Genomic DNA, 26039 nt, shown 5'->3' with positions numbered 1-26039 from the left:
TTGTCAGCCACGTTGCTGGCACATGTACGAACCAATCTAGAGGTTGACCGCAAGTAGTCGCAGCAGGGGCCGGCCCGGGTGTGGCGGTCCGATGCCGTCGGCTCAGGTTCCCTCTGAATGGCCCTCCATGCTCAGCCGTACGGTTGGTTGTCCACAGGCTGATCCGGTGGCTGGCCGGGGAAACACGGAGTTATCCACAGGCGCATCCCCAGGTTGGTGATCCTCGTTCACGCTCCGTGCCGGGCGGTCCGTCGCGGCCCGGGGACCGATCACCGGCCGAGCCGGCGGCGGACCATCCCGACCACCTCGGTGATCTCGCCGATCCGCAGCACCATGGCCAACCCGAGATAGGTCAGCACGATCACCGCCCCGCCGATCACCGCCTGCACCACCGACTGGAACAGCGTGGGCGCGTCATCTCCGGGCAGCAGCTTCACCACGAGGAGGCCGACCACGGTGGCGCCCGCGGCGGCCACCGCCACCTTGGCGAAGGTCCGGACGATGCCGCCGAGACCGATCCGGCCGACCCGTCCCCGGAGCAGCCACGCGGAGATGACGGTGGCGGCAAGGTAGGAGACGGCGTTGCCGAGCATCATCCCCGCTGCGGCGAAGCTCGCCGCGAAGGCCGAGAAGAGCCCGATCTGCACGGCGACCCGCAGCGCCACCACCGGGATGTTCACCAGCGCCGGGGTGCGGGTGTCGGGCAGCGCGTAGAAGGCGAAGGTGAAGAGCTGGCTGATCGCGAACGGCACCAGCGCGATCGCGGCGACGGCCAGCACCGGGACGGTGTCCCGGGCGTTCTGCTCGGTGAACGCGCCGTGCTTGAACAGGGCGAACGCGATCGGGGTGGCGAGCACGGCGTAACAGACGCCGATCGGGGCGAGCACCGCGGTGACCGTTCGGGTGCCCCGGGACAGGTCGGCGGCGAGATCGGCGTACCTGCCGTCGGCGGCGGCGGCACTCATCCGGGGCATCAGCGCGGTGATGATCGAGACGGCAATGATGCCGTGCGCCATCATCAGCACCAGGAAGACGTTGTTGTAGATCAGTGGACCGGCCGCCTTCGACCCGCTGGCCCGGCTGAGCAGGTTGAAGACCACGATCAGGCCGATCTGGCTGACCGCCACGTAGCAGAACATCCAGACGCCCAGGCGGCCGAGTTCCCGCAGCCCCAGGAGGCCGAAGTCGAACCGCCAGCGCCAGCGGAAGCCGACCTTACGCAGCGCCGGCAGCAGCCCGGCGGCCTGGACGGCGACACCGAGCAGGGTGCCGCCGCCGATCAGCAGGACCCGACCGAGAGTCATCTCCTCCGGCTCGATGATCTTCGCCCCGAAGATGGCGATGTACAGGCCGGCGGTGGCGATCACCACGAGGTTGTTGAGGATCGGCGCCCACATCGGGGCGGCGAAGTGACCGCGGGTGTTCAGGACCGCGCTGACGAGCGCGCTCAGGCCGGTGAAGAAGATCATCGGCAGCATCAGCCGGGACAGCGCGTTGACCAGGTTGCGGTAGTCGCCGGTCTGCTGGTCGCTCGCGTACAGCCAGGTCAGTACCGGCGCGATGGCCACCGCGAGCACGGCTGCGATGGCGAGCGCGATCACCGCAAGGGTGAGCAGTCGCTGAGCGTACGCCTGGCCCTGGTCGTCGTCGGTCTTCCGGCGGCGGACCAGCACCGGGATGAGGACACTGGTCAGGATGCCGCCGAGCAGGAACTCGTAGACCATGCCCGGGAAGATCTGGGCCGTGGTGTAAGCGTCGCCGACCGCCGCGCCGCCCAGGGCCGCGGTCAACGCCAACGTGCGCAGGAAGCCCGTACCCCGGCTGATCAGGCTGCCGACGGCCATCACCGCGCTGTTCGCCGCGGCGCTGGTCTCCGCGATCACCTCCGGCGGCGGCGCGACCGCCTCCGCCCCCGGCTGGTTCAGCGGCTCGGCGGAGATGAAGGTCGCCTCATCGGTCGGCGGGATGGCGCCGTCCGGCGTGGCGTTCGCGCTGCGGTAGAGCCCGCCGCTCATCTCCAGCCTCCAGGGGGGTACGTCGGAGCCGGACGGCCCGCACGCCCAAGACCTTAGTCAACGCCGTCCTCATTACCCGCGCCCGCCGGATCAGATCCCGCCCCGGCCCGATAGGCTGGCGATCCCATGTCCGAAGCCTCTGCATCCCACGCCGCCGACCGCCGCGAGCTCACCGCCGCGCAGCGCAACGCCGTCGCCGAACTGCTCCGCGTCTCGCCGGTCGCCGACGAGCTGGGCCGCCGGTTCGCCAAGGCCGGGCACGAGCTGCACCTGGTGGGCGGTTCCGTCCGCGACGCCCTGCTCGGCCGGCTCGGCAACGACCTGGACTTCTGCACCGACGCCCACCCCGACCAGACGCTGCGGATCATCAAGGGCTGGGCCGAGTCGATCTGGGAGACCGGGCGCGAGTTCGGCACCATCGGCCTCCAGCGTGACGGGCTCCGGCTGGAAATCACGACCTTCCGCGCCGAGGCGTACGACCAGGTCAGCCGTAATCCGGTCGTCGAGTACGGGACCAACCTCGCCGACGACCTGAAGCGGCGGGACTTCACCATCAACGCGATGGCGGTCAGCCTCCCGGACCATCGGTTCACCGACCCGTACGGCGGCCTGGACGACCTCGCCGCCAAGGTGATCCGTACCCCCGGCACGCCGCAGGAGTCCTTCCGCGACGACCCGCTGCGGATGTTGCGGGCGGCCCGCTTCGCCGCGCAGCTGCGCTTCGCCGTGCACCCCGGCGTGCACGAGGCGATGACCCGGATGGCCGCCGACCTGGACCGGATCACCGCCGAGCGGATCCGGGACGAGTTCACCAAGCTGCTCTGCGGCGCCGACCCGATCACCGGGCTGCGGCTGCTGGTCGACACCGGGCTCGCCGAGCGCTTCCTGCCCGAGCTGACCGGGCTCAAGCTGACGATCGACGAGCACGCCCAGCACAAGGACGTCTACGAGCACACCCTCACCGTGGTCAGCAACGCGGTCTCCTTCGAGACCGACGGCTGCGACTTCGTGCTCCGGATGGCCGCGCTCATGCACGACGTGGGCAAGCCCGCCACCAAGTCAATCGGGCCGGACGCCAGGGTCAGCTTCCACCACCACGAGGTGGTCGGCGCCCGGCTGACCAAGGCCCGGATGAAGGCGCTGCGCTACCCCAAGGACGTTACCGCCCAGGTGGTCGCCCTGGTCGCCCTCCACCTGCGGTTCTACGGGTACGGCCGGGGCGAGTGGACCGACTCGGCGGTGCGCCGGTACGTCACCGACGCCGGTGACCTGCTGGCCCGGCTGCACAAGCTGACCCGGTCGGACTGCACCACCCGCAACCGGCGCAAGGCGGCCCAGCTCGCGGCCGACTACGACGCGCTGGAGGAGCGGATCGCCCGGATCGCCGCCGAGGAGGACCTCGCCCGGGTCCGCCCCGACCTGGACGGCAACGCGATCATGGAGCTGCTCGGCGTACCGCCGGGGCCGGTGGTCGGGCGGGCCTGGCAGCACCTCAAGGAACTGCGCCTGGAGCGCGGCCCGCTGGAGCGGGACGAGGCCGAGGCGGAGCTGCTGCGCTGGGCCCGCGAGCAGGGCATCGTCGAGCAGAGCTGACGACCGGGGCGCCGCCCACCGGGGGACGGCGCCCTGGTCAGGTGGTCAGCGGTTCTCGACCGCGCTGCCCTCGACCGAGGCCTTGCCGTTGTCCGCCAGCGCCGGGCCGGCGGTGGACGCCGAACCGAGCCGGGCGAGCAGGCCGGCCAGGTCGATGCCGGTGAGGTCGGAGCCGAGCTGGAGGCCCTGCGCCACGTTGCCGGCCACCGACTTCGTCAGCGACGACGCGCCGTCGGTGGAGATGACGGTCATCTTGTCGATCGCGCCGATCGGGGCGCTGGCCGCCTCGACCACCTGCGGCAGCACCTTGACCAGCAGGTCCAACACGGCCGCCTCGCCGTACGCGGCGAACGCCTCCGCCTTGCGGGCCATCGCGTCGGCCTCGGCCTGACCCCGGGCCAGGATGGCCGCGGCCTCGGCCTGGCCCTCCCGCTCGACCGCCTCGGCGATCGCGGAGCGCCGGCGCTGCTCGGCCTCACCCTCCTTGGCGCCTTCGATCGCGTTCGCCTCGGCGAGCGCGGCCCGGCGGGCCCGCTCGCCCTCACCGGTCAGCCGGGACTGCTCGGCGACGGCCTGGGCGGCGGCGATGGTGGCCTGCCGCTGCGCGTCGGCGTTGAGCACCGCCGCGTTGCGGGCGGCCTCGGCCTCCTGCTCCACCTTGTAGCGCGCCGCGTCGGCGGGCTTGCGCACCTCGGTGTCGAGCTGGCGCTGTTTCAGCTCGGCGTTGCGCTCGGCCACCTTCTGCTGCTCGGAGAGGATCGCCTGGTCCCGCTCGGCCTGGGCGAGCGGGCCGGCCGCGGCGGACCTGGCCTTGGCCGCGTCGATCTCGGCCTGGATCGCGGCCTGCTTGAGCGAGAGGTTCCGGTTCGCCTCGGCGATCGCCTCCTCGGCGAGCAGCCGCTCCTGCTCGGCCTGCTGGCGGGCGCGCGCCTCGGCGATGGCCGCGTCCTTGAGCACCCGGGCGGCCTCCGGCCGGCCCAGATCCTGCAGGTAGGAGCCCTCGGCGAGGATGTCCTGGAGCTGGAAGGTGTCCAGCACCAGACCCTGGTTGGTCATCGAGTGCTCGGCCTCCTCGGCGACCGCGCTGGCGAACGCCGCCCGGTCCCGGATGACCTCCTCGACCGTGAGCCGGCCGACGATCGAGCGCAGCGCGCCGGCCAGCACCTCCCGGGTGAAGTTGTCGATCTCGTCCTGCTGGTGCAGGAAGCGCTGGGCGGCGGCGCGGATGGCGTCCTCGGTGCCGCCGACCTTGACGATCGCCACGCCGTGCAGGTCGGCGCGGATGCCCTGCTTGCTCACCGCCCCCCGGATGCCCACGTCGATGCGGCGGCTGGACAGGTCGAGCGACTGGAGCTTCTGCACCACCGGCAGCACGAAGACCGAGGCGCCGAGCACCACCTTCTGGCCCGACGTGTCGGTGGAGCGACCACCGTCGGCGGTCTGGGTGGTCCGGCCCTTGCGGCCGGTGACGATGAACGCCTCGTTCGGGCCGGCGACCTTGATCCGGGAGAGCACGAAGAGCACCAGGACGAGCGCCAGCAGGACCGCGCCGCCGACGGCGATGACAAGGATCATGGGCAGGTTCCGTCTCTGCGAAAGGGGGGTGAGGAGGGGGTTTCAGTAGGTCTCGACGTGGACGCTGGTCTCGCTCAGCGCCTGCACCACGAAGACCTGCGCGCCGATTGGGATCGGGTGGTCGGCGCGGGCGTTGAGCTTCACCGGCTGGCCGGCGACGCGTACCCGGACCTCGCCGTAACCGACGGCGGGCACCGGGGTGACCACCAGGCCGAGCGCGCCGACCAGGTCGTCCCGGGTGGGGGTGGGGTCGGTCCGCATGTCCCGGGCTGCCCGGCTCAGCCGCGCCGCGAGCCACGCCGTGGGCACGGCGGCGAGCGCCCCGCCGGCCACCGCCGCCGCGATCATCCCCGGGGTACGGCCACCGACCAGCTCGTTGACGATCGCGGCGCCGAAACCGAACGCGCCGAGGAAACCGGCGACCGCCTCGACCGACACCGGGCCGTCGACGTCGGGGTGGCCGAAGTGGAGCAACTCGGCGCCGAGCAGGGAGAGCGCCAGCACGGCGACGCCCGCCCCACCGATGATCAGAAAGATGAACGTCCCCGTGGCCACGACCTGCACGGTATCGACATCACGCAACGCCCCGCTTGATCATTTCGGTGCGACGGTGATCCCCCGGTCGACCAGTTCCCGGGGCAGCGGCTGCCGTTCGAGCTCCCGGCCCCCGGTGTCGGCGAGCACGAAGTCGCCGCTGCCGTACGGCCGGCGGTAGAGCAACCGGTCGTTCGAGACCCAGGTGACGTCCGCGTTCGGTCGGCCCCGGCGGCGGGCACCCGTCGCCGTGCGGTCTCCGTGGCGATCTGCTCCGTGGTCGTCACGACGAAGGCTGGTGGTCGGACCGGCGTACCGGTGACCCGTGGCGCAGGGGAAGAATGGCGGGCATGCGTTGGACTGTGCTCGACTCGCCGATCGGCGAGTTCTCCGTGGCCACCGACGACGACGCGGTGTGCGGCGCGCACTTCGGCCGGGTGGAGTCGGCGGTCGACGAGCCCGGTGACGAGTTGGCCCGGCGCGCGGTGGCGGACCTGCGGGCGTACTTCGCCGGGGAGCTGACCGACTTCGGCGTGCCGGTGGCGATGCGGCGCGGCTCCGAGTTCGAGCGCGCGGTCTGGCGGGAGATGACCCGCATCCCGTACGGGGAGACGCTCACCTACGGCGAGGTGGCCCGGCTGGTCGGCGACCAGGGCGCGGCCCGGGCGGTCGGGGTGGCCTGCAACCGCAACCCGGTCCCGGTGCTCGTCCCGTGTCACCGGATCGTCGGCGCAGGCGGCAAGCTGGTCGGCTTCGGCGGTGGGCTGCCGCGCAAGGTGCGGCTGCTGGAGCTGGAGGCTGGCGTCGCCCTGCGACGCGCCTGGTCCTGACGTTGACGCTGGCGCTGTTGCCCTATACAAATTCGGTATGGCATTCACCTTGACGCTCAAGCCCGAGGTCGAGCAGCGGCTCAAGGAACTCGCCGAGAGTGAGCGACGTTCAATGCACAAGACCGTCGAGGTGGCGATTCAGGCATATCTCGACCGTCACGAGCGCGACGAGTGGACCCGAAACGCTGCTCGGCGCGTGTTCGCCGAGGACGCGGAGTTCTTCGAGGCGCTGGGCGACCGGTGACAAGACCCTGGCCGGACGCTGAGGACCTTCTGACGCTGTTGGCCGGATGGACCGGACCGCAGAGCCGGGTCCGGGACGCCGGGATCCTGGTTGCCGCAGCGGCCCGGCCACAGGCCCGGCTGGTCGGACGCTCGGTCTACCCGACGGTGCTCGACAAGTCAGCGGCACTCCTGCACGGGTTGGTCATGTGGCGACCACTGGAAGTGTGGAACGCCGGGTTGGGTTGGGCGGCCACCCGGGTATTCCTGAGCCGGGCTGGGTTCACGCTCAACATGCCTGCAAAGGAGCGGATGGCGCTGACCGACGCGCTGGTCAGCGGTGAGGTCGACCTGGTGGAGGAACTCGCGCTGCGGCTCTCGCCGTACCTGGAAATGATGGACTGAACGCGGCGAGGGCCGGGTCCGTGCGGACCCGGCCCTCGGCCGTGCTGGTGCGGGTTTGAGCCCGCTCCGGCGATGCAGCGTCAGCGCTTCAGCGCTCGACGTCGCCCTTGATGAAGGACTCGACGGCGGCGTGGGCGTCGTGGTCGGCGTACTGCACGGGCGGGGACTTCATGAAGTACGACGAGGCGGACAGGATCGGGCCGCCGATCTTGCGGTCGAGGGCGATCTTCGCGGCGCGGACGGCGTCGATGATGACACCGGCGGAGTTCGGCGAGTCCCACACCTCGAGCTTGAGCTCGGCGTTGAGCGGGGTGTCGCCGAAGGAGCGGCCCTCCAGGCGGATGTAGGCCCACTTGCGGTCGTCCAGCCACGGCACGTGGTCCGACGGGCCGATGTGCACATCGCTCTTGCTCATCTCGTGCGGGATCTGGGAGGTCACCGACTGGGTCTTCGAGATCTTCTTCGAGATCAGGCGGTTGCGCTCCAGCATGTTCATGAAGTCCATGTTGCCGCCGAAGTTGAGCTGGTACGTGCGCAGCAGCTCCACCCCGCGGTCCTCGAACAGCTTCGCCAGCGCCCGGTGCACGATCGTCGCGCCGACCTGGCTCTTGATGTCGTCACCGACGATCGGCAGGCCCGCGTCCTCAAACTTCTTCGCCCACTCGGGGTCGGAGGCGATGAACACCGGCAGGGCGTTGACGAACGCGCAACCGGCGTCGATCGCGGCCTGCGCGTAGAACTTGTCGGCCTGCTCCGAGCCCACCGGCAGGTAGGACACGACCACGTCGACCCGCGCGTCGCGCAGCGCCTTGGCCACGTCGACCGGCGTGGCGTCGGACTCCTCGACGATCTCGCGGTAGTACTGGCCCAGGCCGTCGAAGGTCGGGCCACGCTGCACCGTGACGCCGGTCGGCGGCACGTCACACAGCTTGATGGTGTTGTTCTCGCTGGCCACGATCGCCTCGGCGAGGTCCATGCCCACCTTCTTGGCGTCCACGTCGAACGCCGCGACAAAGTCCACGTCCGAAACGTGGTAGTCGCCGAAGGTGACGTGCATGAGACCCGGGACGCGGTCGTTCGGGTCGGCGTTCCGGTAGTACTCCACGCCCTGCACGAGGGACGAGGCGCAGTTACCCACACCGACGATGGCGACGCGGACGGAGCCCATAGCGTCTGCCTCCTTCTTCTTCATCACGGCCGCTCTTTCCTGGACTCTCCAGGCGGGGGCGGGCTGTTGTTGTCTCGTCGGCCGCCGGCCGTCCCGGGGTTCGGGACTGTCGGGGCACGGCCGGAGCGCTCGTTGGCGATGAGCTCCTCCAGCCAGCGGACCTCGCGCTCACAGGCGTCGAGCCCGTGGCGTTGCAGTTCCAGGGTGTACGCGTCGAGGCGCTCGGCCGCCCGGCCCAGCACGTCACGAAGACCTTCGCGACGCTCCTCGATCGTGCGTCGGCGACCCTCCAGGATCCGGAGTCGGGTTGCCTGGTCGGTCCGGGCGAAGAACGCGAAGTGCACACCGAAGCCGGTGTCGTCGTACGTCTCGGGCCCGGCCTGTCCGATCAGTTGGGCGAAGCGTTCCTTGCCCTCCGCGGTGATTTTGTAGACCACCCGACCTCGTCGGCTGGTCAGCGCGGGAACCTCCTCGGCGGTCGCGGGTGTCTCGGCGGCTTCGGTGATCCACCCCGCCGCCTGCAGCCGGCGCAGAGTCGGATAGAGCGAGCCGTAGCTGATCGCCGCCCGGATCGCTCCGAGCTTGGCGGTGAGCTCCTTGCGGAGTTCGTAGCCGTGCATCGGAGACTCCTGCAGGAGGCCGAGGATGGCGAGCTCGAGCACGGGCCATCCTTCCTACCCCTGGCACAGGGTCGTTAACCGCTGCGATGTATCGGACCGATACATCGCACGTTAGTACCTCGTCAGCGATCAGGGCAAACCCTCGTTCCGGGATGTTTACGTCACTCATCGTGACGGTGGTCGCCTCACCCGGCCGGACCGCGTACCCTTCACCGCATGCGTACGCAGCGCCAGGTGGTGGACTACTCGCTCCAGAAGCGGGCGGTGCTGCGTGAACTCCTCGCCGGCCGGGTCGGCACATACGACGTCTGCGACGCCTCGCCGTACCTGAAGAACGCTGCCAGGTTCCACGGGGAACCGACCGAGGAGCGCTGCCCGATCTGCCGGAGCGAGAACCTCACCCGCGTCCATTACATTTACGGGGACGAACTCAAGCAGTCCGCCGGCCAGGCGCGCACCTTGGCCGAATTGCCCGTGCTGGCGATGACGCTGCGTGAGTTCCAGGTCTTCGTGGTGGAGGTGTGCCTCGGCTGTGACTGGAACCATCTCGTCGAGCAGTTCCTGCTCGGCCGGGATGGGCTGGCCGAGGGCGGGTCGGAGCAGGGCGCGGTGGGCGGCGTGACCGCCCCCGGGGCCGGTCCGGTCCAGGGCAGAAGGCGAGAGGCGCAACGGTGAACCTGGCTGGACCGGTCGCTACCGGTGCCGTCGACGACGGACACCCCGCCCGGCAGCTCGGCCGCCCGATTGGTCCGAATAGTACGCATACGATGGCGCTGCTCCAGTCGAACCAGGGGCAGTCGTCGCGTGTGTCAACTCACGGCAACCCGGTGGCGGCGCCCCCGCGTCCCACCGCGACCGGCAGGGTGTGAGGAATGAACTCGTACGGCGATCCCAGTTCCCCGCGTGCGCGGGCCCAGGTACCGGGCTCGAACGGTGACCCCGGTCCGGCGGCGGACGACGCGTACCGCAGTGGCGGCTCGGCATCTGCCGGCCGGGCCTCGGTCGGCGGCGCGCCCAGCGGGCGGGCCTCGGCCTCGGTGCCGCCGTCACCGCGCGGAGCGGGCGCGTCCGGTTCGGCCTCGGTGGGCCGGGCGGGCGCGGGACGGGCCTCCGTGCCGGTCTCCCCGGCGCCCGGCGGCCGGGCGGGCGCGGGACGCGCGTCCGTGCCGGTCTCCCCGGCGCCCGGCTCGGCCGGCCGCGCCTCGGTGGGCGCGGGCTCTGCCGGGCGGGCGAGCGTCGGCTCGGCCGCGGTCGGCGGCCGGGCGGCGGTGGCCCGAGCGGGCGTGGCGCCGGTCTCCGGCGGTGGCCCCGGCGGGCCGGGCGGCCCCAACGGGCCCCGGCGCGGCGGCCGTGGCGGCGGACGCGGGCCGGGCGACCCGGACGCGGTGGCCCGGGCCAGGAAGCGCAAGCGGGGCAACATGCTGATCGCGGGCTTCGCGGTCTTCATCATGCTCGCCGGCATCGGCGTGGTCGGCTTCACCTACTACTCGACCACCGTGGTGCTGCCGAACGAGGTGCCGCTGCCGCTGTCCACCACGATCTACGCACAGGACAACAAGACCCAGCTGGCGAAGCTCGGCGACGAGAACCGCACCTTCGTCACCATCAACGACATCCCCAAGCACGTGCAGGACGCGGTCGCCGCCGCCGAGGACCGCAACTTCTACGACCACTCCGGCGTCGACTACAAGGGCATCACGCGGGCCGCCTGGAACAACCTCACCGGTGGCGAAAAGCAGGGCGCCTCGACGATCACCCAGCAGTACGCCCGCAACGCCTACGAGAACCTGAAGGACGACACGTACGCCCGGAAGGTGAAGGAGGCGATCCTCGCCTCCAAGCTCAACGACAAGTACGACAAGCCGACGATCATGCAGCACTACCTGAACGTGATCTACTTCGGCCGGGGCGCGTACGGCATCGAGGCGGCGGCGCTGACGTACTTCAACACGCGCACCAAGGACCTGGACGTGGCCCAGGCGGCGGTGCTCGCCGCGCTGATCAAGCAGCCGGTCGCGAGCACCGACCCCAACGGGCACAAGGGGTACGACCCGGCGGTCAACCCGGCCGAGGCCGAGAAGCGGTGGACCTACGTCCTCGACGGCATGGTCACCAAGGGTTGGCTCAACGCCCCCGGCAAGCCGCAGCGCCCCACGGTCTACCCGACCAAGTCGCTGCAGAAACCCAAGGACGGCGGCGCCGGCTTCGGCGTGAAGACGCCCCGGGGCAACGTGGTCAACTACGTCCGCGAGGAGATGGAGGGGTGGGGCCTCTGCACCAACTCCAACGCTCCGGGCAAGCCGAGCTGCGTGAACGAGCTGCGCGACGGCGGCTACCGCATTCAGACCACGATCGACCCCAAGCGGCAGGCCGCGGCTGAGAATGCCGCCCAGCGCAAGAAGGGCTCGGAGATCTTCCCCGAGCCGAAGAACCTGATGGCGGCGGTGGTGTCGGTCGAGCCGAAGACCGGTCGGGTGCTCGCCTACTACGGCGGCGACTCCGGCGCCGACTTCGACTACGCCGGCAAGAACATCGACTCCGGGGGCAACCTCACCGGTGGTCACCCGCCGGGTTCGTCGTTCAAGGTCTACACGCTCGCCGCGGCGATCAACGCCGGCATCTCGGTCAAGTCGCACTGGGACGCCAGCCCGTTCAAGCCGGAGGGCTTCGACAACCCGGTGCAGAACGCCGGTCGTGACGTGAGCAAGACCTGTGGCAAGTGGTGCACGCTGGAATACTCCACCATCCAGTCGTACAACGTGCCGTTCTACCACGTGTCGGAGAAGATCCAGCCGTCCAAGATCGTCGACATGGCGAAGGCCGCTGGCATCACCACCATGTGGACGACGCCCCCGAAGGGGTCGTCGGAGCCGGTCAACCTGCTGAAGACCAAGGGCGAGGACGTTGCGCCGGAGCCCTTCTTCCACGTGGTCGGCTACGGCCAGTACCCGGTCACCGTGCTGGAGCACGCCAACGGCCTGGCCACCCTGGCCAACCACGGCGTCTACAACAAGGCCCACTTCGTCATCAAGGTGCAGCAGCAGAACCGCGACACCGGCAAGTGGGAGGTGGTCCCGGGCACCGGGGAGAAGCGCAACCCGAAGCAGACGATCCGGCCGGAGGTCGCCGACGAGGTGACCGGTGTGCTCAAGCAGATCCCCAGGCCGAACAACCGCTCGCTGGACAACGGCCGGCAGGCGGCCGGCAAGACCGGTACCTGGGAGTACGGTGGGGACGCCAAGACCAACGCGCACGCCTGGATGGTCGGCTACACCGAGCAGCTTGCCACCGCCGTCTGGGTCGGCAGCAAGGACTCGAAGAAGCCGAAGATCCTCGACCGGAACGGCAACAACATCGGTGGCTCCAAGCTGCCCGGTGCCATCTGGCAGCGCTACATGGACGACGCGCTCGACGGCAAGGACCGCATAGAAATGCCGAGTGTCACCGGCATCGGGGACCAAAACGCCGGCAACGGCATCGAGACCGCGCCGCCGCCGGTGCCGGACCAGGGGCAGCCGCAGGACTGCGGACCGTTCGGCTGGCTCTGCCCGCAGGACGGCAACCAGGGCCCGGGCACCCCGCCCGGTCCGGGCCGCGGCAACGGAGGAACCGGCGGTGGTCTCCTGCCGACCCTCTCGCCCCGCCCCCGGGAGTAGCCACCCCTGACACCGCCGACGGCGGCCGGACCCCGCGTCCGGCCGCCGTCGCCTTTTTCAGGTTGTCGCGCTCCGGGACGCGACGGAGACCCCGGACGTACGGCAGGATGCCTCTCCATGAGCACCCAGTCGACGGCCGGCCTCGACGACGCCGGGACCAGCGATCACCCGTCCCGGTCGGACGGCTTCGTCCGCGGCGTCTCCGAGGTGATCGGCGGCCCGCTCGGCGACCACGCGGTCGCCCTGGACCGGCCCGCCGGCCGGGAACGACGGTTCTGGACCGCGGCGCGGATCGTGCTGGCATTGGCCTGCCTCACCCTGGCCCTGCACTGGGTGCAGAAGTCGCCCTGCCAGGACGGCGCCTGGCAGAACAACGTGCAGTACACCCGGCTCTGCTACACCGACGTGCTCGCCCTCTACTACGCCGAGGGGCTCAACGAGGGCAAGGTCCCCTACCAGGACCACCCGGTCGAGTACCCGGTGCTCACCGGCTACTTCATGGGCGCGCTCGGCCTGCCGGTGCACGCCCTCGGTGTCGACGACCCGCAGCTCAACCAGGGCCAGTGGTTCTACAACCTCAATGCGCTGACGCTCAGCGCGCTAGCGGTCGCCACCGTCGGGGTGATCCTTGCCCTGCGCCGCCGACGACCCTGGGACGCCGCGCTCTTCGCGCTGGCCCCGGCGCTGCTGCTCACCGCCACCGTCAACTGGGACTTCCTCGCCATCGGGCTGGCCGCCTTCGGCCTGGCCGCCTGGGCCCGACGCCGACCCGCACTCGCCGGCGTGCTGCTCGGCCTCGGCGGCGCGGCCAAGATGTGGCCGCTGTTCCTGCTCGGGCCGATCCTGGTGCTCGCACTGCGGGCCGGTCGGCTGCGCGCCGCGCTGACCGCGCTCGGCACCGGGCTGGTGGCACTGGTCGCGGTGAACCTGCCGGTGGCGATCCCGTACCGGGACAACTGGAACCGCTTCTTCGAGCTGAACAATGAGCGGCCGATCGACTGGGGCACGCTCTGGTACATCGGGCGGTACCTCGACGGCAAGGTGAACACCGGCGTGGCCGGCGACCAGGGGCCGTTCCAGTGGTTGAACGCCCACATCCCGACGCTCAACATCCTGTCGTACGCCCTGTTCTTTCTGGCCTGCCTCGGCGTTGCCGCGCTGGCGCTGCTGGCGCCGCGCCGCCCCCGGTTGGCCCAGCTCGCCTTCCTGGTGGTCGCCGCGTTCCTGATCTTCAGCAAGGTCTGGTCGCAGCAGTTCGTGCTCTGGCTGCTGCCGCTCGCGGTGCTGGCCCGCCCCCGCTGGGGCGCCTTCCTCGCCTGGCAGCTCGCCGAGGTCTGCTACTTCGCCGCCTTCTACGGCGAACTGCTCGGCGCGGCGACCAGCCGGCCCGTCTTTCCCGAGGGCGTGTTCGTGCTGGCCGCGACGCTCCGGCTGGGCACCGTCGTGCTGCTCTGCGTGCTGATCATCCGGGACATCCTGCACCCCGAACGCGACGCGGTGCGGCGTACCTACCCCGACGACCCGGACGGCGGCGTGCTCGACGGCGCCCCCGACGCCACCTGGCTCGCCGACCGCCGGGCCACCCGCTCACCCGAGCCAGCACCCGCCTGAAGCCGCGCAAGTCAAGGACGGCCTCGGGAAGTCAGGTTTTCGGGGGAGCCCGGCCGGCGCAGGGATCAAGCCTGACCGCCCGGAGCCGGCAGGGCTCCCCCGAAAACCCCACCCCGCAGCCGACTCAGAGACGGAACACCACGGCGTCGCCGACCTCCTCGCGGGTGATGCCCAGCTGGTCGACCGGCGCGTTGACGGTCACCTCCCACGGGGTCCCGACGATCTGGTCGCGCAGCAGCACCACGTTGCGGACGCCGAGCGTGCGCAGGTAGTCGACGCTGGTCTGGTCGGGGAAGGCGAGCGTCACCCGGCGCACCTCGTCGAGCTGGACGGGGGTGAAGCCGCTGCCACCGTTGACCATGTCCGGGAAGCCGCTGGTGGACCAGAGCATCACCGGCTGGTCGAGGTTCTGGCTGCTCGGCAGCACCAGCATTGGGCCGTCCACGGTCCGCATCGCCACCGGCTGCTCCGGTACCACCGGGTGCGGGGTGGTGTTCAGCCCCTCCACGAGGACCAGCAGCAGCGGCAGCAGGGTGGCCGCCCGCAGCCACAGCGACGGCCGGTACGGGACACGCTCCGCGGCGATCTCGCGGACCCGCTCGGCGAAGGCGCTCACCGCGCCGGCCGCGAGGAGGCCGAGCAGCAGTGTGGTCCAGAGCATCATCCGGCCCGGTGTACGCAGCCCGTTCCAGCCCGGCAGGTGCTCGAAGAGCAGGCCGTAGGTGAAGGTGCCGCCGAAGAACCGGGTGCCCATGGCCAGCACCATGGTGACCAGCACCCCCGCGAGCAGCAGCAGCCGGTGCCGCAGCCGCCAGACCGAGAAGAACAGGCCCCCCGCGGCCAGCGCGTACAGCACGAAGCCGGGCAGCAGGGTCATCTCCGGGTGCCAGGGCAGCGCCGACCGCGCCCCCTCGTGCAGCCCGCCCCAGATCCGGGACTCCGCCGGGGCGGTGAAGAAGCCGCTCGCCGGTGGCGAGTAGACCGCGATGTCGCCGATCGTGCGTGCGGCGTTCTGATGCAGGTCGGCGACCTTGAAGTACGGGATGGCCAGCAGCGCGCCCACGCCGGCGAAGAGCAGCCCGCCGACCACGTCCGCGGCGAGCAGCCGGGCGCCGAACGGGCGCTTCACCGGCCGGACCACCCAGCGCCGCAGGAACCAGGTCACCGCCGCGACCAGCACCGTGCCGGCCAGGACGTACGCGAACGGCAGGCCGATCCCGAAGCCCAGGCTGAGCTGCCAGGCCGCCACCAGCCACCCGGTGTACGCCCAGCCCTCGTGCCGCCGTTCCGGGCGGTAGCCGTACCGCAGCGACCAGCCGTGGCCCCGGGCCAGCATGGCCAGCGCCAGCGGGATGCCGCCGTTGGAGATGATGTGCAGGTGCCCCGCCTGGGCGAGCAGCCACGGGGCGTACGTGTAGCTGATCCCGGCCACCGCGGCGCCGGCCCGGCCCGCACCCAGCTGACGGGCCAGCGCGTACGCCCCGAGCGTGGCCAGCGCATGGGCCAGTACGAACATGATGTTGTAGCGCAGCACGGCCGCTTCGGGGCCGGTGCCGATCATGCCGGCCGGCGCGTAGCCGAGCAGCATGTCGGAGAAGGCGAAGCTCCACTGCTCCGGAAAGAACGTGTTCGAGTGGAACAGCTGCGCCGGCTCGGTCCGCAGGGCGTGCCCCGACCAGGCCATCTGCCAGGCCTGCAGGCTCGGGTCCCAGTAGTCCTGAGGCAGGGTGTAGAGCGGGTAGCGCAGCGTCGGCCAGGTCATGCCGACGGCGAGGGCGAGCGCGGCCAGGGTGGCCAGCGTCCACTCGTGGACCAGGAGCCGGCCGACGGCGCGAGCCGCCCGGCGGGGGCGGCCCGGCACCGGCTCGGGGGCTGGGGCGAACGCCGACCAGCGGTCCGGCGGCTCGGCGTCGCCGTCTTTCTTCTTCCCGTCGGACCCGATGGCCTCGTCGCTCTTCGGGCCCTGGTCGCCGTCCGGCCCGGCCTTCGCGGCGTCCGTGGTGGTCGACTTCGCGTCGGTGTCGTCGTCCTTGCCGGCGTCGCCGGTCCCGGACTTCACGGTGTCGGCCCTGGCCGAGCCTGCCGCGGCGGGGGACGTGGCATCCCGGTCGTCGGTGCCGCCGGTCTGCCCGGTCGGCTGGCCGCCGCCGGTCGCGTTCGTGGTCATCCGGGTCAGGCCCCCGTGACGAGCCGGTCACGCAGGAAGGCGATGTCCGCTCCCTGTCCCGCCGCCCCGCCGGGCGTCTCCACGATCACCGGCGCGCCGGCGGCACGGATCACCGCGACCACCAGGTCCGGGTCGATCGTGCCGCCGTCGAGGTTGTCGTGTCGGTCGTGCCCGGAGTTGAAGCCGCCCTTGGAGTTGTTGGCGTGCACCAGGTCGATCCGCCCGGTGATCGCCTTGACCCGGTCGACCAGGTCGAGCAGCTCCTCGCCGCCCGCGTACGCGTGGCAGGTGTCCAGGCAGAAGCCGACCTCGTGGTCACCGAGGGCGTCCCAGAGCCGGGCCAGCGCGTCGAGCCGCCGGGCGCAGGAGTTGTCGCCGCCGGCGGTGTTCTCGATCAGCACCGGCAGCGGGAAGCCGCCGGAGTCCGCCGCGTACGCGAAGGTCTTGCGCCAGTTGTCGAAGCCGACGGCCAGGTCGTCGCCGGCGTTCACATGCCCGCCGTGCACGATCAGCCCCTTGGCGCCGATGCCGGCCGCCGCGGCCGCGTGCCCGAGCAGCAGCTTGCGGCTGGGAATCCGGATCCGGTTGTTCAGGGTGGCCACGTTGATGACGTACGGGGCGTGGACGTAGAGGTCCACCTCGGCGGCGCGCAGCCGTTCCGCGTCCTCCCGGGGTTTCGGGGCCTTCCAGCCCTGCGGGTCGGAGAGGAAGAACTGCACCGCCTCGGCGGAACGGGCGGCCGCCTCCGCCAACGGGTCGGCCTGGTCGACGTGGGCTCCGATACGCATGCAGGCGAGCCTACGTCGCATCCCCGACGCCCGGGGTGACGGTGGCGGGGAGTCGGGGCACCGGTTCGGGTCCGGTCGCGTCACCGTCGGGCCGGGCGGTCGTTGACCGGGGTGGGATCGATGGTCGGCTCTTCCGGCACGTGCGGTCGAGGCCGCCTTGGTCGAGGTCGCCGTGGTCGATCCCGGTGCGGGTCACCCCCGTCGTGCGGCCCGGCACGTCGGGGGCGGGACCCGCGGGGCCCAGGTCCGGCGTCGACCGGCAGGAAATCTCGGACTAATAGTTGCATTTCCGTCAACTGGTGACGAGAGTCGTTGTACCGTCGGATAACAACAGGAAAAAGCTCCGCGGGGCGCCTCCGATCCAACCTCATCGGTGTGGTCGTTCCTCCCCAGGTCCCACCCAAGGAATGCGGACGGGACGCCCCGCGGTCCCGTGGACAGGGGTCCGCCACCGGCCTTCGGGCGCCGGGGCGGGCCCCTGTCGCCACGCCCGGCCGGCCACTCCGACCTGCCCGGGCATGATCGTCCGGACCGGGTATCCTGGTCCGGTTGTCCGCGTCCGGCCGGGTTCCCCCGGGCCCCGGAGCGGGCAGCGACGCACGACCTCCTGCCACGGAAGGACCGTGGCCGCATAGCCCACAGGAGGTGAGCACGTCTTGCGTCATTACGAAGTCATGGTGATCCTCGACTCCAGCCTCGAGGAGCGCACCGTCGCCCCGTCGCTCGACACGTACCTGAACGTGATCCGGACCGCGGGTGGCTCGGTGGAGAAGACCGACGTGTGGGGCCGCCGGCGCCTCGCGTACGAGATCAACAAGAAGGCCGAGGGCATCTACGCCGTCATCGACCTCCAGGCGACGCCTGAGGCGGTGGCCGAGCTGGACCGTCAGCTGCGGCTCAACGAGTCCGTGCTGCGCACCAAGGTCATTCGGCCGGAGATGCGCTAAGCATTCAACCCCCCGGTTCGCCCGGATCAGCCTCATCGGCGCTGTCGGAGGGCTCTGAGAGCCTGTACGGCAGAACTGATGAGTGCGCGAGGAGATGGTCATGGCAGGAGACACCACCATCACGGTCATCGGCAACCTGACCGATGACCCCGAGTTGCGGTTCACCCCGTCCGGTGCGGCGGTCGCCAAGTTCCGGGTCGCTTCGACGCCCCGGTTCATGGACAAGACCACCAACGAATGGAAGGACGGCGAGCCGCTCTTCCTGGCCTGCACCGTGTGGCGGCAGGCGGCGGAGCACGTCGCCGAGTCGCTCCAGCGGGGCGCCCGCGTGATCGTCTCGGGTCGGCTGCGTCAGCGGTCGTACGAGACCCGCGAGGGCGAGAAGCGCACCGTCATCGAGCTCGAGGTCGACGAGATCGGCCCGTCGCTGCGCTACGCCACGGCGAAGGTGCAGAAGATGTCGCGCTCCGGTGGCGGTGGCGGGGGCGGTGGCTTCGGTTCCGGTGGCGGTGGTGGCCAGGGTGGCGGCGGAGGCAACTTCGACGACCCCTGGGCTTCGGCCGCGCCCTCTCCGTCGCGCTCCGGTTCGGGCGGCGGAAACTTTGACGAGGAGCCCCCGTTCTAATGGCGCCGAGCGCCCGCGATCGCAAACCAGGAGCAAGGTCAATGGCCAAGGCTGCGGCACTTCGCAAGCCGAAGAAGAAGGTGAACCCGCTCGACAAGGACGGGATCACCTACATCGATTACAAGGACACCGCGCTGCTGCGCAAGTTCATCTCCGACCGCGGCAAGATCCGCGCTCGGCGGGTGACCGGCGTCACCTCGCAGCAGCAGCGGCAGATCGCCCGTGCGGTCAAGAACGCCCGTGAGATGGCGCTCCTGCCGTACACCGCCACGGCCCGCTGAGAGGAGGCACCGAAATGAAGATCATCCTGACCCAGGAAGTTTCCGGTCTCGGTGCCCCCGGCGACATCGTCGAGGTCAAGAACGGCTACGGCCGTAACTACCTGCTGCCGCAGGGCTTCGCGATCAGCTGGACCAAGGGCGCGGAGAAGCAGGTCACGGTCATCAAGCGGGCCCGCTCGGCCCGGGAGATCCGCGACCTCGGCCACGCCAACGAGGTCAAGGACCAGATCGAGGGCCTGAAGGTCACCCTGAAGGCCCGCGCCGGTGACGGTGGCCGGCTCTTCGGCTCGGTCACCCCGGCCGAGATCGTCGATGCCGTCAAGGCAGCCGGCGGCCCGACCCTCGACCGTCGTCGGCTGGAGCTGCCCGGTCACATCAAGTCGACCGGCTCCTACCCGGTGCGGATCAAGCTGCACCCCGAGGTGACCGCCAAGTTCGACTTCAACGTCGTCCAGGGCTGACACCCACCGCACGACGGAAAGGCCCGCACCGGACTCCGGTGCGGGCCTTTCCGCATCCCAGCGCGCGACGCGGGTACGGCGATCAGCCGATCGGCTGACCGGTCACCGCGCTGATCATCACGGTGGAGAGACCGCCGCCGACCACCGCCGCGGCCAGCGCCACCGTCGCCGACCGCCAGGTCGTACCCACCCGACGCAGCAGCCCCGCGACGACGAGGCTGCTCACCAACGCCAGCCCGAAGCGCGGCGCCACGGCCACCAGCGACCCGAACGCGTGCGCCCGCGGCGAGTCGCAGCCGCCACCGCTGATGTCCGTTACGCACCCCGCCGGCACCTGGCCGTCCAGGGTCAGCAGCCATAGGAACACCAGCGCCGCCGGCACCAGGTAGCAGGCCGCGGTGTAGAGCAGCGGGCGGAGCGGACCACCCGGATCCGGATCCAGCAGATCGCCTTCGAGCCGGCGGTTCCACACCCCGCCGCCGACCGACTCGATCCGGTCCCGCCGAGATGGCGCAGCGACGGGCGCGGCCGGCTCCACCTGACGCCGGGGTGACGGCCGCGGGCGCGGCGCGGTGTAGGTGACCGCCGGGGAACGGGGCGCCGACGCCGGGGGGTCCATCCACCTCGGCTCGTCGTACCGACCCCGACCGGGGAGGTCACCACGGTCCCACTGGCCGGTGTCGGTGAACCGGTCCCACTGGCCGGTGCTGTCACCCTGATCCCACCGGGCGGCGCCACCGGACCGGTCCCAGCGGTCCTCGGGGCCCGAGCGCTGCCAGGCGTGCACCCCGGAGGCGTCCCACGGGTCCACCGCCGGCCGGTATTCCGGCTCCGGCTCGGCCATCGGCTCCGTACGGCTCCACGAGTCGACCGCCGGGCGGGACCAGGCGTCGGCCGAGGCCCGCCGGCTGCGCCGGGTCGGCCGCTCCACCTCCCGACCGGCCGCGCCCGGCTCGTCGTCGGGCTCCTCGACACCCGACCAGGTCACCTGCGGACGGCGGGACGCTGACCGGCGCGGACGAGGCGTCGGCGCCGCACCGGAGATCGGATCGTCCTCGGCGGAATCGGCGCGCCGGCTGCCGACGTACCCCTGCTCCTGCGGATGGTCGAAGGTCCACTCCCGGGTGTGGTCCGACTCGGGTGCGGCGCCGAACGCCCGGGGCTCGCCCCAACTGCGCTGGCCCCAACTGCGCGGGCTCCGCCGGCCGGCGGAACGTCGCCCGCCCCCGGAGACCGGACGGTCCTCGTCCTCGTCGTCGTCCGGTGCGGCGTGCCGCCCCCGCCCGTCGGCGTGCGCGATCCCCGACTCCACGGCCCAGCGCGGCAGGTAGGAGTCGACCTGCTCCTGCCGGCCGCCCTCGACGGCGCGGCGGCGGCTGGACGTGCGGTAGCGGTCCGCCCCTGAACTGTAGGGATCGGCCGGGACGGCCTCGCCGAGGTCGTCCCACGGGGCGACCGGCTGACGCTCGCGCGGGCTGCCCTCCCCGCGCTCCCAGTCCCGGTAACTCACGGCCGGAGCGTGACCCTTCTCAACCGAAAGCGCAATCCGCTGTCCAGGTGTAGCCGTTCGCAGGAGATAGTACGGGAAATCCGACCCTGAAGGCTCACCGGAAAATATCCGTCCACAGGGTGGGGATCATGTTTACCCAGCTCAGAGGCGATCCGCCAAGAATTCCCCACCGGTTATCCACAACCTGTGCACACGCTGCGCACATGCTCGTCCACCCCAGTCCACAGGTTGTCCCGAGGCTCGTCCACCGGCCTGGTTGGGGTCTGACCTCGGGTTCCGTATCGTGGGGCACCGACCGGTCGCGCGATCGCCCCCGATCGACCGGCCGGGTCGATCGGAAGTTGTCGCACCCGGCCGGTAGAGCTGGTATTCGACCCGACGCAGTGGAGGGGGATCCGTGTCGGTCACCGACGACATGCGGGCGGAGCCCCGGGCCGGCGGGCAGCCGCCCGCCCCCGCGCAGCGCGACGGGCAGTTCGACAAGACCCCACCCCAGGACGTCGCCGCGGAGCAGTGCGTCCTCGGCGGCATGCTGCTCTCCAAGGACGCCATCGCCGACGTCGTCGAGATCCTCAAGACGAACGACTTCTACCGACCGGTGCACGCCACCGTCTTCGACGCGATCCTCGACATCTACGGTCGAGGCGAGCCGGCCGACCCGATCACCGTCGCGGCGGCCCTGGCCGACTCCGGCGACCTCGCCCGGATCGGCGGCGCGCCCTACCTGCACACCCTCATCGCCAGCGTGCCCACCGCCGCGAACGCCGCGTACTACGCCCGGATCGTCGGCGAGCGGGCGGTGCTGCGCCGGCTGGTCGAGGCCGGCACCCGCATCGTGCAGCTCGGCTACGGGACCGCCAACGGCGGCGGCCGGGACGTCGACGACATCGTCGACCTCGCCCAGCAGGCCGTCTACGAGGTGACCGAGCGCCGGGTCAATGAGGACTTCGCCGTGCTGGCCGACATGCTCCAGCCGACGCTCGACGAGATCGAGGCGGTCGGGGCGCAGGGCGGGGTGATGACCGGCGTGCCGACCGGCTTCACCGACCTGGACCGGCTGCTCAACGGCCTGCACCCGGGGCAGCTGATCATCGTGGCCGGCCGGCCCGGTCTCGGAAAAAGTACCGCTAGCATGGACTTTGCCCGAAATGCAGCTATTCGCGCCAACCAGGCGGCGGCGATCTTCTCGCTCGAGATGAGCAAGGTCGAGATCGTCATGCGACTGCTCTCGGCCGAGGCCCGGGTCCCGCTGCACGTGCTGCGCAGCGGCCAGCTCTCCGACGACGACTGGACCAAGCTGGCCCGCTGCATGGGCGAGATCAGCGAGGCGCCGCTCTTCGTTGACGACACGCCGAGCATGAACCTGATGGAGATCCGGGCCAAGGCGCGCCGGCTCAAGCAGAAGCACGACCTCAAGATGATCGTGGTCGACTACCTCCAGCTGATGACCTCGCCGAAGCGGACGGAGAGCCGCCAGCAGGAGGTCGCGGACCTCTCCCGTGGCCTGAAGCTGCTGGCCAAGGAGGTCGAATGCCCGGTGATCGCGGTGAGCCAGCTGAACCGTGGCCCCGAGCAACGGACTGACAAGCGCCCACAGTTGTCCGATTTGCGTGAGTCGGGCTGCCTGACCGCCGACACCAGGCTGATCCGGGCGGACAACAACTCGGAGATCACTCTGGGGGAGTTGCTCGAGGCGGGCGCGAAGGAGATCCCGGTCTGGGCGCTCGATGAGAATCTCCGGTACGCACCGCGAACCATGACCCATGTCTTTCCCAGTGGCAATCGCGAGGTGTTCCGTATGACCCTCGCGTCGGGGAAGCAGATCGACGCGACAGCCAACCATCCCTTCCTCACCTTCGCGGGGTGGGTCCCGCTCGGTGAGTTGACGCCGGGCACGCGCCTCGCCACGCCGAGACACGTACCCCCGCCCCTGGCCATCCGGCCGTGGGTAGAAGCCGAAGTGGTGCTGCTGGCGCACCTGCTCGGTGACGGTTCATTCGTACGGCGGCAGCCGATCCGTTACGCCAGCCGGGACGAAGAGAACCTGCAAGCCGTCGCCGAAGCCGCGAAGCACTTCGGTATTACCGCCGTTCGTGACGAGTACGAGGCCGCCCGGGTCACGACCCTTCGGCTGCCCGCCCCCTACCGGCTGGCTCGGGGCCGGCGCAATCCGATCGCAGAGTGGCTGGACGGCCTCGGACTGTTCGGCCTGCGGTCGCATGAGAAGTTCCTCCCCCAGTCGGTCTTCAGCATGCCCAAGGAACAGGTGACGCTCTTCCTTCGGCATCTGTGGGCGACCGACGGATCGGTTTGCGTGAACAAGTCGGGCCGTGGTGGGCGGGTCTACTTCTCCTCGACCAGCCGCCGGATGCTCGAGGACATCTCGCGTCTCCTGCTCAGGTACGGAATCACCGCCCGGCTCAAGGTGGTGCCCGTGGCGCGCCATCGACCGCAGTACACCCTCGACATTTCGGGGCGGGACGATCAGTTGCGGTTCCTCCGCGAGATCGGAGTGCATGGTGAGCGGGCCCCCAACTGTGCTGAGCTGCTCGCCTCGCTGGAGTCGATGACGAGCAACACGAACGTCGACACGGTGCCGCCAGAGGTGTGGACCAGAGTTCGGGAGATCCTGGTCGAGCAGGGCATGAGCCATCGGGAGTTCGCGAAGGCGATCGGCACCCAGTTCTGTGGAAGCACGCTCTGGAAGCACGCACCGAGCCGGTCGAGGCTCGCCAAGATCGCCTCTGTTCTCGACGCCGCTGACCTCGAGCTGCACGCCACCAACGACATCTTCTGGGACGAGATCGTCTCGATCGAGTCCCTCGGTGAGCAGGATGTCTTCGACGCGACCGTGCTCGGGACTCACAACTTCATCGCCAACGGCATCGCCACCCACAACTCGATCGAGCAAGATGCCGACGTTGTCATCCTTCTGCACCGGGATGACTACTACGACAAGGAGTCGCCGCGCGCCGGCGAGGCGGATTTCATCGTCGCCAAGCACAGAAATGGTCCGACCGACAGCATCACCGTCGCCGCCCAGCTGCACCTGTCCCGCTTTGTCGACATGGCGATCGTCTGACCCTGCGCCGGGCGGCCGGCATGACCGGCACGGTGGCCAACGTCAGCGCGGGCGCGGTGCTGGACTGACGGTGGCGGTTCAGCCGAGCAGCGGGAACCAGCCGGCGGCCTCGCCCAGCTCCAGCCGGTCCCGGTCGGTGAGCGGCTCGCGGCCGGTGGCCTTGAGCAGGTACTCGGCGTCGTCCCAGCCGCTCGGGCGGACCGCGTCGTCGCTGAGCAGCCCGTCCATGGTGGCCACCGCGACCCGCACGGCGAGCCCGCCGGGCAGCGGTGCGTGCGGCAGGTCGAGCACCAGGTCGAGGTGATGGATGACGGCTTCGGTGGTCAGCGTGGCCAGGAGGTCGGGTACGCGCAGCACGTGCCCCTGGGTGCTGACGCAGCCGTCCGGATCGGCGGCACCGGCGGCGCGGACGGCGGCGGGGGCGGTGTCGCACCAGAGCCGGACCACTCCGCTCGGCCGGTCGAAGGCGGCGGCGGAGCGGCGGGCACACCAGGCGTGCCGGGCGCCGTCGCCGTCACCGCCGGGCGGGAAGGACCGCCAGTAGCTGACGTCGTCGGTGTCGGGCGGCCCGGCGGCGGGGCTGGCCAGGGCGACCAGGGCGCGCTGGGCGTCGCAGAGCAGGTGGAAGAGCAGGTCGGCGACGAGCCAGCCATGGCAGCGGGTGGGTCGTTGCAGGTCCGCGTCGTCGAGGTCGGCGACGACCCGGATGACCCCGTCGTACGCCTGCGCCAGCGCGATGTGCCGTCCGGTGGGCGTCATGGGGAGCAGCGTCGCACGGTACGCGTCGGTCGGCACGCCGGCCGGGGCCGACGTGATCCGACCGGGCCGGCTCTCCAGCCGGCCCGGCCGTCGCGGTACTCAGCCGAACATCTCGTCGAGGAAGCTCTTGTGCTTCTTGCGCTTGTAGTGCCCGTGGTAGCCGTAGTGCTGCTGGTGCCCGCTGTGGCCGTAGGCCGGCTGCGGCGGGTAGGCCGGCGCGTGCGGCGGCGGGGGCGGGGGCGGCACGGCCGGGTAGCCCGGCTGGTGCGGGGGCGGCGGCGGGGGCGGGGCGTACCCACCCGCGGCGTGGCCGGGCTGGGCGGGGCCGTGGCCCGTGGGCTGCCCGGGCGCCGGGGCGGCCTGCTGCTGGTTCCAGTTCGCCTCGGCCTCGAACAGCTTCTCGAGTTCACCGCGGTCGAGGAAGATCCCCCGGCACTCGGTGCACTGGTCGATGACGACTCCGCTGCGCTCGTACTGGCGCATGTCTCCGTGACACTTGGGGCAGGTGAGCTGCATCGCTCGACGGTACCTGGTCGGGACGAGGATTCAGGCGGTGGCGATCAACGCCTCGGTGACCTCGTCGTCCGAGACCTCGTGGAAGTCCTCGTAGTAGGCGCCGACCGCGCCGAACTCGGGCGGGCGCTGGAGGCAGACCACCTCGTCGGCCTCGGCGGCCAGCATCTCGTACGCCTCCTGCGAGCCGACCGGCACCGCGACGATGACCCGGCGGGCGCCGAGGTGGCGGGCGACCTCGACGGCGGCCCGGGCCGTCGCGCCGGTGGCCAGCCCGTCGTCGACGATCACGGCGGTACGCCCGGTGAGGTCCAGCGACGGCCGGCCGGCCCGGTAGCGGGCCTCGCGGCGTTCCAGTTCGACCTGCTCCCGGCGCTCCACCTCGCCGATCTCGTCGGGACCGAGCTGGGCGGCGATCACGTCGTTGAGCACCCGGACGCCGCCCGGGCCGAGCGCGCCGAAGGCGACCTCGGGCGCCCAGGGCATGCCGAGCTTGCGGACCACCAGGACGTCCAGTGGCGCGCCGATCCGGTCGGCGATCACCCGGGCCACCGGCACGCCACCCCGGACCAGCCCCAGCACGATGACGTCGGGTTGCCCGACGAGTCCGGTCAGCCGCTCGGCGAGCTGTCGGCCGGCGTCCTCGCGATCGCGGTAGGTGCTGCTCATGTCCTCAG

At 71.0% G+C, this 26039-nt stretch carries 25 protein-coding genes; 12 read left to right on the top strand and 13 right to left on the bottom strand.

Going from position 1 to position 26039, the window contains the following annotated elements:
* Window positions 1-269: 269 nt before the first annotated feature.
* The gene (murJ, locus tag ABZ807_RS06995) at window positions 270-2015 is read right to left on the bottom strand and encodes a murein biosynthesis integral membrane protein MurJ (RefSeq protein WP_357153815.1); all 1746 of its coding nucleotides are present in this window, start codon (window positions 2013-2015) and stop codon (window positions 270-272) included.
* Between the two features lie 126 nt (window positions 2016-2141).
* Here murJ and ABZ807_RS06990 point away from each other — a divergent pair, with 126 nt between their 5' ends.
* Window positions 2142-3608 carry a CCA tRNA nucleotidyltransferase gene (locus ABZ807_RS06990; RefSeq protein WP_357153813.1) on the top strand — a complete coding sequence of 489 codons (1467 nt, stop codon included), beginning with the start codon at window positions 2142-2144 and terminating at the stop codon, window positions 3606-3608.
* 45 nt (window positions 3609-3653) lie between these two features.
* Here the strand turns inward: ABZ807_RS06990 and ABZ807_RS06985 are convergent, their stop codons facing one another.
* Genes ABZ807_RS06985 through ABZ807_RS06975 form a run of 3 tightly spaced genes read right to left on the bottom strand, consistent with a single transcriptional unit; the run spans window position 3654 to window position 5903 of the window.
* Entirely contained in the window at window positions 3654-5183 is a 1530-nt protein-coding gene (locus tag ABZ807_RS06985; protein WP_357153811.1) for an SPFH domain-containing protein, read from the bottom strand.
* A 42-nt stretch (window positions 5184-5225) separates the two neighbouring features.
* A complete protein-coding gene (locus ABZ807_RS06980; RefSeq protein WP_357154193.1) occupies window positions 5226-5747 on the bottom strand; it encodes a hypothetical protein in 522 nt (173 codons plus the stop codon).
* Between the two features lie 30 nt (window positions 5748-5777).
* A complete protein-coding gene (locus ABZ807_RS06975; RefSeq protein WP_357153809.1) occupies window positions 5778-5903 on the bottom strand; it encodes a hypothetical protein in 126 nt (41 codons plus the stop codon).
* Window positions 5904-6067: 164 nt separating this feature from the next.
* Between ABZ807_RS06975 and ABZ807_RS06970 the strand changes: the two genes are divergently transcribed.
* Genes ABZ807_RS06970 through ABZ807_RS06960 form a run of 3 tightly spaced genes read left to right on the top strand, consistent with a single transcriptional unit; the run spans window position 6068 to window position 7174 of the window.
* Window positions 6068-6547, top strand: a complete 480-nt coding sequence (locus tag ABZ807_RS06970) for a methylated-DNA--[protein]-cysteine S-methyltransferase (RefSeq protein WP_357153807.1) — start codon at window positions 6068-6070, stop codon at window positions 6545-6547.
* 37 nt (window positions 6548-6584) lie between these two features.
* Window positions 6585-6791, top strand: a complete 207-nt coding sequence (locus ABZ807_RS06965; protein WP_357153805.1) for a ribbon-helix-helix protein, CopG family — start codon at window positions 6585-6587, stop codon at window positions 6789-6791.
* Entirely contained in the window at window positions 6788-7174 is a 387-nt protein-coding gene (locus tag ABZ807_RS06960; RefSeq protein WP_357153803.1) for a type II toxin-antitoxin system death-on-curing family toxin, read from the top strand. Before ABZ807_RS06965 ends, ABZ807_RS06960 begins: the two co-directional genes overlap by 4 nt.
* 88 nt (window positions 7175-7262) lie before the next feature.
* On the opposite strand, the gene ABZ807_RS06955 is transcribed toward ABZ807_RS06960, so the two are convergent.
* Both ABZ807_RS06955 and ABZ807_RS06950 read right to left on the bottom strand, forming a co-directional pair.
* Window positions 7263-8342, bottom strand: a complete 1080-nt coding sequence (locus ABZ807_RS06955; RefSeq protein ID WP_357154191.1) for an inositol-3-phosphate synthase — start codon at window positions 8340-8342, stop codon at window positions 7263-7265.
* 23 nt (window positions 8343-8365) lie between these two features.
* Window positions 8366-9004: a PadR family transcriptional regulator gene (locus tag ABZ807_RS06950; RefSeq protein WP_357153801.1), complete on the bottom strand. Its 639-nt coding sequence runs from the start codon at window positions 9002-9004 to the stop codon at window positions 8366-8368.
* Between the two features lie 174 nt (window positions 9005-9178).
* On the opposite strand from ABZ807_RS06950, the gene ABZ807_RS06945 reads away from it, so the two are divergent.
* On the top strand, window positions 9179-9637 hold the full coding sequence (locus ABZ807_RS06945) for a DUF5318 domain-containing protein (RefSeq protein ID WP_357153799.1): 459 nt from the start codon (window positions 9179-9181) through the stop codon (window positions 9635-9637).
* Between the two features lie 139 nt (window positions 9638-9776).
* Here the strand turns inward: ABZ807_RS06945 and ABZ807_RS06940 are convergent, their stop codons facing one another.
* Window positions 9777-10412 (bottom strand): hypothetical protein, encoded by a 636-nt coding sequence (locus ABZ807_RS06940; RefSeq protein ID WP_357153797.1) that lies wholly within the window; start codon window positions 10410-10412, stop codon window positions 9777-9779.
* On the opposite strand from ABZ807_RS06940, the gene ABZ807_RS06935 reads away from it, so the two are divergent.
* The gene (locus ABZ807_RS06935) at window positions 10381-12618 is read left to right on the top strand and encodes a transglycosylase domain-containing protein (protein WP_357153795.1); all 2238 of its coding nucleotides are present in this window, start codon (window positions 10381-10383) and stop codon (window positions 12616-12618) included. The genes ABZ807_RS06940 and ABZ807_RS06935 overlap by 32 nt on opposite strands.
* Before the next feature lie 117 nt (window positions 12619-12735).
* On the top strand, window positions 12736-14229 hold the full coding sequence (locus ABZ807_RS06930; protein WP_357153793.1) for a glycosyltransferase 87 family protein: 1494 nt from the start codon (window positions 12736-12738) through the stop codon (window positions 14227-14229).
* 124 nt (window positions 14230-14353) lie between these two features.
* Here ABZ807_RS06930 and ABZ807_RS06925 read toward each other — a convergent pair whose 3' ends face one another.
* Window positions 14354-16396, bottom strand: a complete 2043-nt coding sequence (locus ABZ807_RS06925) for a hypothetical protein (protein ID WP_357153791.1) — start codon at window positions 16394-16396, stop codon at window positions 14354-14356.
* 5 nt (window positions 16397-16401) lie between these two features.
* Complete coding sequence (locus tag ABZ807_RS06920) at window positions 16402-17184, bottom strand: deoxyribonuclease IV (RefSeq protein ID WP_357153789.1); 783 nt, start codon at window positions 17182-17184, stop codon at window positions 16402-16404.
* A gap of 656 nt (window positions 17185-17840) precedes the next feature.
* On the opposite strand from ABZ807_RS06920, the gene rpsF reads away from it, so the two are divergent.
* The 4 genes from rpsF (at window position 17841) to rplI (ending at window position 19498) form a co-directional block, all read left to right on the top strand.
* Complete coding sequence (rpsF, locus tag ABZ807_RS06915; RefSeq protein WP_067301247.1) at window positions 17841-18131, top strand: 30S ribosomal protein S6; 291 nt, start codon at window positions 17841-17843, stop codon at window positions 18129-18131.
* Between the two features lie 82 nt (window positions 18132-18213).
* Window positions 18214-18756, top strand: coding sequence for a single-stranded DNA-binding protein (locus tag ABZ807_RS06910; RefSeq protein ID WP_357153788.1), 543 nt, complete (start codon window positions 18214-18216; stop codon window positions 18754-18756).
* A gap of 41 nt (window positions 18757-18797) precedes the next feature.
* Window positions 18798-19037 carry a 30S ribosomal protein S18 gene (gene rpsR, locus ABZ807_RS06905; protein WP_007073789.1) on the top strand — a complete coding sequence of 80 codons (240 nt, stop codon included), beginning with the start codon at window positions 18798-18800 and terminating at the stop codon, window positions 19035-19037.
* A 14-nt stretch (window positions 19038-19051) separates the two neighbouring features.
* The gene (gene rplI, locus ABZ807_RS06900; protein ID WP_357153787.1) at window positions 19052-19498 is read left to right on the top strand and encodes a 50S ribosomal protein L9; all 447 of its coding nucleotides are present in this window, start codon (window positions 19052-19054) and stop codon (window positions 19496-19498) included.
* Between the two features lie 82 nt (window positions 19499-19580).
* Here rplI and ABZ807_RS06895 read toward each other — a convergent pair whose 3' ends face one another.
* A complete protein-coding gene (locus tag ABZ807_RS06895; protein ID WP_357153785.1) occupies window positions 19581-21008 on the bottom strand; it encodes a hypothetical protein in 1428 nt (475 codons plus the stop codon).
* A gap of 415 nt (window positions 21009-21423) precedes the next feature.
* On the opposite strand from ABZ807_RS06895, the gene ABZ807_RS06890 reads away from it, so the two are divergent.
* Complete coding sequence (locus tag ABZ807_RS06890) at window positions 21424-24090, top strand: replicative DNA helicase (RefSeq protein WP_357154189.1); 2667 nt, start codon at window positions 21424-21426, stop codon at window positions 24088-24090.
* 78 nt (window positions 24091-24168) lie between these two features.
* Here the strand turns inward: ABZ807_RS06890 and ABZ807_RS06885 are convergent, their stop codons facing one another.
* The 3 genes from ABZ807_RS06885 to ABZ807_RS06875 all read right to left on the bottom strand — a co-directional run bounded on the left by ABZ807_RS06885 (window position 24169) and on the right by ABZ807_RS06875 (window position 26031).
* The gene (locus tag ABZ807_RS06885; protein ID WP_357153783.1) at window positions 24169-24849 is read right to left on the bottom strand and encodes a maleylpyruvate isomerase N-terminal domain-containing protein; all 681 of its coding nucleotides are present in this window, start codon (window positions 24847-24849) and stop codon (window positions 24169-24171) included.
* A 99-nt stretch (window positions 24850-24948) separates the two neighbouring features.
* Window positions 24949-25365 carry a zf-TFIIB domain-containing protein gene (locus ABZ807_RS06880; protein WP_357153781.1) on the bottom strand — a complete coding sequence of 139 codons (417 nt, stop codon included), beginning with the start codon at window positions 25363-25365 and terminating at the stop codon, window positions 24949-24951.
* 30 nt (window positions 25366-25395) lie between these two features.
* Window positions 25396-26031, bottom strand: a complete 636-nt coding sequence (locus ABZ807_RS06875) for a phosphoribosyltransferase (protein ID WP_357153779.1) — start codon at window positions 26029-26031, stop codon at window positions 25396-25398.
* Between the last annotated feature and the right edge of the window lie 8 nt (window positions 26032-26039).

The organism is Micromonospora sp. NPDC047548, from assembly GCF_040642975.1.
GTDB lineage: Bacteria > Actinomycetota > Actinomycetes > Mycobacteriales > Micromonosporaceae > Micromonospora.
Note: the sequence above shows the minus strand (reverse complement) of the source record. Positions and strands in the feature narration are given on the sequence as shown.

Excerpts from the sequence above, each read along its gene's own strand:
- murJ (WP_357153815.1), bottom strand. The coding sequence starts at position 2,015 with ATGAGCGGCGGGCTCTACCGCAGCGCGAACGCCACGCCGGACGGCGCC.
- ABZ807_RS06935 (WP_357153795.1), top strand. The coding sequence starts at position 10,381 with ATGCTGATCGCGGGCTTCGCGGTCTTCATCATGCTCGCCGGCATCGGC.
- ABZ807_RS06880 (WP_357153781.1), bottom strand. The coding sequence starts at position 25,365 with ATGCAGCTCACCTGCCCCAAGTGTCACGGAGACATGCGCCAGTACGAG.
- ABZ807_RS06940 (WP_357153797.1), bottom strand. The coding sequence starts at position 10,412 with ATGATGAAGACCGCGAAGCCCGCGATCAGCATGTTGCCCCGCTTGCGC.
- ABZ807_RS06985 (WP_357153811.1), bottom strand. The coding sequence starts at position 5,183 with ATGATCCTTGTCATCGCCGTCGGCGGCGCGGTCCTGCTGGCGCTCGTC.
- ABZ807_RS06990 (WP_357153813.1), top strand. The coding sequence starts at position 2,142 with ATGTCCGAAGCCTCTGCATCCCACGCCGCCGACCGCCGCGAGCTCACC.
- ABZ807_RS06890 (WP_357154189.1), top strand. The coding sequence starts at position 21,424 with ATGCGGGCGGAGCCCCGGGCCGGCGGGCAGCCGCCCGCCCCCGCGCAG.
- ABZ807_RS06885 (WP_357153783.1), bottom strand. The coding sequence starts at position 24,849 with ATGACGCCCACCGGACGGCACATCGCGCTGGCGCAGGCGTACGACGGG.
- ABZ807_RS06925 (WP_357153791.1), bottom strand. The coding sequence starts at position 16,396 with ATGACCACGAACGCGACCGGCGGCGGCCAGCCGACCGGGCAGACCGGC.
- ABZ807_RS06955 (WP_357154191.1), bottom strand. The coding sequence starts at position 8,342 with ATGGGCTCCGTCCGCGTCGCCATCGTCGGTGTGGGTAACTGCGCCTCG.
- ABZ807_RS06945 (WP_357153799.1), top strand. The coding sequence starts at position 9,179 with ATGCGTACGCAGCGCCAGGTGGTGGACTACTCGCTCCAGAAGCGGGCG.
- ABZ807_RS06970 (WP_357153807.1), top strand. The coding sequence starts at position 6,068 with ATGCGTTGGACTGTGCTCGACTCGCCGATCGGCGAGTTCTCCGTGGCC.
- rpsR (WP_007073789.1), top strand. The coding sequence starts at position 18,798 with ATGGCCAAGGCTGCGGCACTTCGCAAGCCGAAGAAGAAGGTGAACCCG.
- ABZ807_RS06930 (WP_357153793.1), top strand. The coding sequence starts at position 12,736 with ATGAGCACCCAGTCGACGGCCGGCCTCGACGACGCCGGGACCAGCGAT.
- ABZ807_RS06920 (WP_357153789.1), bottom strand. The coding sequence starts at position 17,184 with ATGCGTATCGGAGCCCACGTCGACCAGGCCGACCCGTTGGCGGAGGCG.
- rplI (WP_357153787.1), top strand. The coding sequence starts at position 19,052 with ATGAAGATCATCCTGACCCAGGAAGTTTCCGGTCTCGGTGCCCCCGGC.
- ABZ807_RS06965 (WP_357153805.1), top strand. The coding sequence starts at position 6,585 with ATGGCATTCACCTTGACGCTCAAGCCCGAGGTCGAGCAGCGGCTCAAG.
- ABZ807_RS06875 (WP_357153779.1), bottom strand. The coding sequence starts at position 26,031 with ATGAGCAGCACCTACCGCGATCGCGAGGACGCCGGCCGACAGCTCGCC.